This window comes from Methylophaga sp. UBA1464 (assembly GCF_002325665.1).
In the GTDB taxonomy this organism is placed as follows: Bacteria; Pseudomonadota; Gammaproteobacteria; order Nitrosococcales; family Methylophagaceae; genus Methylophaga.
Map to the genome: position 1 here is coordinate 1 of NZ_DCSO01000034.1, position 6504 is coordinate 6504.

The 6504-nt window shown below is 47.3% G+C and carries 5 protein-coding genes; all 5 read left to right on the plus strand.

Features of this window, described 5'->3' with window-relative positions; genetic code table 11:
* On the plus strand, window positions 1-1590 hold a 1590-nt coding region (locus B3O33_RS03445), incomplete at its 5' end, for a peptidoglycan D,D-transpeptidase FtsI family protein (RefSeq protein WP_292362936.1).
* Between the two features lie 8 nt (window positions 1591-1598).
* On the plus strand, window positions 1599-3107 hold the full coding sequence (locus B3O33_RS03450; protein ID WP_292361880.1) for a UDP-N-acetylmuramoyl-L-alanyl-D-glutamate--2,6-diaminopimelate ligase: 1509 nt from the start codon (window positions 1599-1601) through the stop codon (window positions 3105-3107).
* Entirely contained in the window at window positions 3104-4459 is a 1356-nt protein-coding gene (locus B3O33_RS03455) for a UDP-N-acetylmuramoyl-tripeptide--D-alanyl-D-alanine ligase (RefSeq protein ID WP_292361881.1), read from the plus strand. The genes B3O33_RS03450 and B3O33_RS03455 overlap by 4 nt, the downstream gene beginning before the upstream one ends.
* Window positions 4459-5541 (plus strand): phospho-N-acetylmuramoyl-pentapeptide-transferase, encoded by a 1083-nt coding sequence (mraY, locus tag B3O33_RS03460; protein ID WP_292362938.1) that lies wholly within the window; start codon window positions 4459-4461, stop codon window positions 5539-5541. The genes B3O33_RS03455 and mraY overlap by 1 nt, the downstream gene beginning before the upstream one ends.
* On the plus strand, window positions 5538-6504 hold a 967-nt coding region (gene murD, locus B3O33_RS03465), incomplete at its 3' end, for a UDP-N-acetylmuramoyl-L-alanine--D-glutamate ligase (protein ID WP_292362940.1). The genes mraY and murD, both read left to right, overlap by 4 nt.

Below are 6504 nucleotides of genomic sequence, written 5' to 3' on the forward strand. Positions count from 1 at the left end.
TTAAATCCAGACTTTCTGCGTAATCAGGGTGATGCACGCCATTTACGTAATGTGCCGATTGTGGCACATCGCGGCATGATCCTCGATCGTCAGGGTGAACCACTGGCGATCAGTACGCCGGTTCATTCCGTCTGGTTGAATCCACAAGCCACGGATCCAGATCATCCGCAACTTGCAAAACTGGCCTCCATTTTAGGTATTGATGTTAATAACGTTCGTGAGCGGATTTATCAGAATCCCGAACGTGAATTTCTTTATTTAAAACGTCGGGTAGCCCCCGAAATTTCCGTGCAGGTGAAACAATTAAATATTGGCGGTGTAGCTCTGCAACGTGAATACAAACGCTATTACCCTGCAGGTGAAGTCGCTGCCCACGTAGTCGGTTTTACCAATATTGATGATATTGGTCAGGAAGGTCTTGAACTAACTTATGAACCATTATTGACCGGTGTTCCCGGACTGCGCCGAATGGTGCGGGACAGTAAAGGCAATTTTGTCGGCGGAGGTGACCCGATACGCGCAGCCAAAGCGGGTGAAAATATTCAATTGAGTATTGATTTACGCTTGCAATATCTCAGCTATAACGCACTGAAAAATGCGGTCGAAAAGCATGGGGCGCAATCTGGCTCTGCGGTTATTCTGGATGTACAGACTGGTGAAGTACTGGCGATGGTTAATCAGCCTGCTTTTAACCCAAACAACCGTAATGGCGTGCGCTCAACTGATTTGCGTAACCGTGCAGTTACCGATTTGTTTGAACCCGGCTCAACAGTCAAACCATTCACGGTGGTGAGCGGTTTGAAATCAGGCAAATTTGATCTTACAACCATGATCAATACGCACCCCGGCACGATGCGGGTCAGTGGGCATAATATCCGCGATTTCCGCGATTACGGCATCATCAACCTGGCAACGTCGATTCAAAAGTCCAGTAATGTGGCAGCCAGCAAAATTGCGCTGGAACTAGAACCGATGGCGTTATGGCAGGATTTTGCCAGTTTTGGTATGGGCGTTGACAGTGGTGCCTATTTCCCCGGCGAAGCAATGGGGCGTTTACCGGACCCGCGTACATGGCGGACCCTGGATCGAGCAACGCTCGCTTATGGTTATGGTTTGGCAACCAACACCCTGCAGCTCGCCAGAGCCTACACCATTATCGGCAATGGTGGCATCATGCGCGATGTTACTTTTATCAAACAGGATAAAACACCTAAAGGCCGTCGAGTGTTCTCCAAAGATCTGATGGAAACCGTTCGCGGCATGATGGAACTGGTCGTGCTTCCAGGCGGAACGGCACAACGTGCAGCGGTGCCAAATTACAGTGTTGCTGCAAAAACCGGAACCGTAAAAAAAGCCATGGCGGGTGGGTATACCGAAAGTGAATATCAATCTTTATTTGCTGGTTTGATTCCTGCCAGTAATCCCCGACTGGCAATGGTCGTGGTTGTGGATAATCCTACTGGTGAAGAATATTACGGCGGTGCGGTAGCGGCACCAGTATTTGCAGATGTCATGGTGGGAGCAATGCGGTTATTGAATATCGCCCCGGATGCCCTTCCGCAAACGCAATTACAGGTGGCGCATCAATGAAATATCAAATGCGCCTTATTGACATAATGAGTCTGGTTGAAAGTGACACGGTTTCAACTACTGAAATCACCGGCATGAGCCTGGACAGTCGCCAGCTTAAGCCGGGTGATTTGTTTATAGCCTTAGCGACGACCCCGACAGTCCGTGAACAGCATATCAGGCAGGCTATGGCGTCAGGTATTGCCGCGGTCTGTTATTCAGCTGAATTATCGTTGGATCCAGAACTCAGCAAACAGCTGAAAGATCGGAATATTGAAAGGGTTGCTGTCACTAACTTAAAAGACAAAACAGCTCGTCTGGCCGCTGCTTTTTATCAATATCCATCAGCGGTTATGACGGTTATTGCGGTCACAGGAACCAACGGCAAAACATCTGTTACCCAGTTTATTGCACAGGCACTGGAAAATGCCGGTCAGCCATGTGGTGTGATTGGAACCTTGGGCTGTGGAAGAGTAACTGAGCTTAAACACAATGGCATGACAACGCCTGATCCGGTTTCCTTACAGGCCACATTAGCGGAAATGCGCGATGCCGGAATTGAATATATTGCGTTGGAAGCTTCTTCACACGCACTGGAACAAGGCCGGTTGAATTTCGTCGATATCAATTACGGCATCCTGACTAATTTAAGCCGCGATCATCTTGATTATCACCAAAATATGGCGGAATACGCTGCCGCTAAACAACGTTTATTCAGCTTTACTTCGCTACAGGCTGCTGTGGTCAATGCAGATGATGAATTCGGTCAGGCCTTGCTGCTATATCTCAATAATCATCAAATGACATGTATTGAATATAGCTGCAAAGACGCGCAGGCAAACCTTTATGCAACCGATATAACGTCAACTGCCCGTGGTTTGCAATTTAACCTGCATATCCAGCAGCAACAGTTATCCATACAAAGTCGATTGCTCGGCAAATTCAATGTCGAAAATATGTTGGCAACTGCCGCGGTGTTATCACTACTTGGCTGGTCAGCGAGCGAAATTGCTCAGGGACTCAACCAACTAGTTGGTGTGAATGGTCGTATGCAACTGTTGGCGAGCAGTCTGAAACCTTCCGTAGTGATTGATTTTGCTCATACCCCGGATGCACTTTCCAAAGCTTTACATGGTATGCGACAGCATATGGATAGCACTTCCAGACTGTGGTGTGTATTTGGCTGTGGAGGTGATCGTGATAGTGGTAAGCGGCCATTGATGGGGCAAATCGCCAGTGAGATGGCCGATAAAATCGTGCTGACGGACGATAATCCGCGTGGCGAGAGCAGCATGCAGATTATTGAACAGATTCAGGCCGGTTGTCCTGTAGGTACTGACATTCATATTGAAGCAGACAGACAGCGGGCGATTGAGTATGCCGTTCTTGATTCCGCGCTGGAAGACATGGTGTTAATTGCAGGAAAAGGTCACGAACAGTATCAGGAAGTCTCCGGTGTGAAGACACCTTTTAATGATTATGAGATAGCTATGCAAGCCTTACAGAAACGCCATTCAGCAACAAGGGTAACAGTATGACGTGGAACATTCGCCTGACCGAAATTGCTGATCTGCTGAATGCAGAGTTGCATGGCAATGATGCCATTATGACGGGCAGCAAAATTGATAGTCGTAAAATTGAAGCAGGTGATTTGTTTATAGCATTGCCGGGAGAAAATACAGATGGCCATGATTATATCGATCAAGCCTATAAGGCAGGAGCCTGTGGGGCATTAGTCAATCGATATATACCCAGCGAATTACCACAGATTGTAGTGAAGAATGTGATCAGTGCTTATGGGCAAATTGCCAGATTGTGTCGTGAAAAAAGTCAGGCCAGAATCATTGCTGTAACAGGCAGTAATGGCAAGACAACCCTTAAAGAAATGATCGCTTCCATTCTCGGGCAATGCGGAAAAGTTTTAGCAACAGCTGGTAATTTGAATAATGAGCTGGGTGTGCCACTTACGCTGACACGGCTCAATGAAAATTATGATTTTGCTGTCATCGAAATGGGCGCTAACCATGCTGGTGAAATAGCCACTCTGGTTGCCATGGCGGAACCGGATGTAGCGGTAATAAATAACGTTGGGGCTGCGCATCTAGAAGGATTCGGATCATTACAGGGTATAGCTGAAGCAAAAGGTGAAATCTTTGCCGGACTTAAAGCGGAAGGTATCGGCGTCATTAATGCGGATATGCCCTACGTTGATTTATGGAAACACATACTTGGTGCCCGCCAGTCCCTGACGTTCGGTCTTCAGCAACCGGCAGATATTGCAGCACTTGACCTACAGCCAGCAATTACCGGAAGTCACTTTATGGTGCGTCTGGAAGGTGTCTGTCATTTTATCTTTTTACCGTTACCCGGGATTCATAATGTAAGTAATGCACTGGCGGCTATTGCCGTGTGTTCAGCCTTGAAGATTGCTCCTGAAGCCATTGTCAAAGGTTTGGCCTCAATCAAATCAGTGCCGCATCGCTTGCAACTGCGTCAGGCGGTCAATAATGCATTAGTAATTGATGATACATATAACGCTAATCCGGGTTCCTTTCGCCAGGCGTTAAAGACGTTAATGCAGTTTCCCGGAGAACATTGGCTGGTATTGGGAGATTTTGGAGAGCTGGGACCGGAAAGCACGTCCATTCATCAGCAATTGGGTCGTGATGCCAGAACGGCGGGAGTGAATAGATTATTCACTGTGGGGCAGCAAAGTAAGCTGGCTTCAGCAGCCTTTGGTGATAACGCCAGGCATTTCAATGATAAAGCAGAACTGGAAGCTGAACTAAAACGCATCCTAACCAAGGATGTGGCATGTCTGATTAAAGGTTCACGTTTTATGAAGCTGGACCAGCTGGCGGATGCGCTTGCCGTTGGAGGAGAAGCCTGATGTTGTTAATGCTGAGTGAATATTTAAGCCAGTATTACACCGGCTTTAATGTCTTTCAATATCTGACATTACGCGCCATTCTCGGGGTGATGACCGCATTGGGTATTGCCTTGATTGTCGGACCGACAATGATTCGTCACTTGAGCTTCAGGCAGATCGGTCAAGTCGTCAGAAATGATGGACCTGAATCACACTTCAGTAAAACGGGCACCCCAACAATGGGTGGTTCATTGATTCTGGTAGCCATTGCTGTCAGCACATTGCTGTGGGCCGATTTAGCTAACCGTTATGTCTGGGTCGTTTTGCTGGTGACGCTGCTGTTTGGGCTCATCGGGTTTATTGATGACTATATCAAACTGGTTCGTCAGGATCCGAAAGGATTGTTAAGCCGATATAAATATTTCTGGCAATCCGTGGTCGGGGTAGGCGCAGCCATATTTCTTTATATGACAGTGCAAACACCTGCTGAAACACAGCTTATCGTGCCATTTTTTAAAGAAATCGTTATTCCTTTAGGCGCCTGGTATTTGCTGGTGGTCTATCTGGTTATTGTTGGCAGCAGTAATGCTGTGAATCTGACAGATGGGTTAGATGGTTTGGCTATTATGCCAACGGTCATGGTTGCCGCCGCATTAGGCTTATTCAGTTATGTTGCCGGTCACTTTGAGTTTGCCCGTTATTTACAAATCCCGCATATACCGGGAGCAGGTGAATTAACCGTGTTCTGTGCGGCCATGGTTGGAGCGGGATTAGGATTTCTCTGGTTCAACACTTATCCGGCACAAGTATTTATGGGGGATGTCGGGGCGTTGGCATTAGGGGCGGCGCTTGGAACCGTAGCGGTGTTAGTACGTCAGGAATTGGTGTTGCCCATTATGGGCGGCGTATTTGTTATTGAAACGCTATCAGTAATGATTCAGGTGGCATCCTATAAATTACGTGGTAAGCGGGTGTTTTTAATGGCACCGATTCATCATCATTATGAATTAAAGGGCTGGCCTGAACCTCGCATTATTGTTCGATTCTGGATCATTACCGTGTTTTTGGTATTGGTCGGTTTAGCGACGTTGAAAATACGATGACAGCAGAATTACAACAGCATAGCTCACATTACAGCCTGATCATTGGATTAGGCCAGACTGGTTTGTCGTGCGCTCGATTTTTATTGCAGCAGGGCAATGCGGTGGCGGTAATTGATAGCAGTGAAAAGCCATCCTGCCTGAACGCGTTGCAAAAAGACTTCCCGGAAGTGGTTGTGAAAACGGGAGGTATTCCTGCCGATTGGCTGATGCGTGCAGATAGTATTGTATTGAGTCCAGGGGTCGACCCACGATTACCGCAAATTCGCCAGGCATCTGAAGCAGGTATTGAAATCGTTGGTGATATTGAGTTGTTCGCCCGGCATGCAAATGCGCCGATTATCGCGATTACCGGTTCAAATGGTAAGAGTACCGTCACAACCTTAGTCGGATTGATGGCAAAAATGGCCGGTAAAAACGTGGCTATTGGCGGTAACCTGGGTATCCCGGCGTTGGATCTGCTTACTGATCCTGCCCCCGATTTTTATGTACTCGAATTATCCAGTTTCCAAATGGAAACCGTAAAGTCACTGAACGCTTTTGCATCGGTGATTCTGAATGTCAGTGCCGATCATCTGGATCGTTATGATTCAATTGAAGATTACCAGCGGGCGAAACAAAAGGTTTATCAGGGAAATGGTGTCATGGTTATCAACCGCGACGATCCTATCGTTTCATCGATGGCAATTCCTGGGCGTAATCAGCTTGGCTTCAGTTTGCATGAATCACAGGGTTATGAATTTGGCGTACTTACTCAGCGCGGCCATTTGTGGCTAGCCGAAGGGGATGCGCCATTAATGCTGGTCAGTGAAATGAAAATTGCTGGCAGACATAATATTGCTAATGCCTTGGCAGCGTTGGCATTAGGCTCCGTCATGGGCTTGCCCATGGATGCCATGCTCAAAGCATTAAGAGAATTTAAAGGTTTACCGCACCGGTGTCGGTTTGTACGTGAATTACATGGTG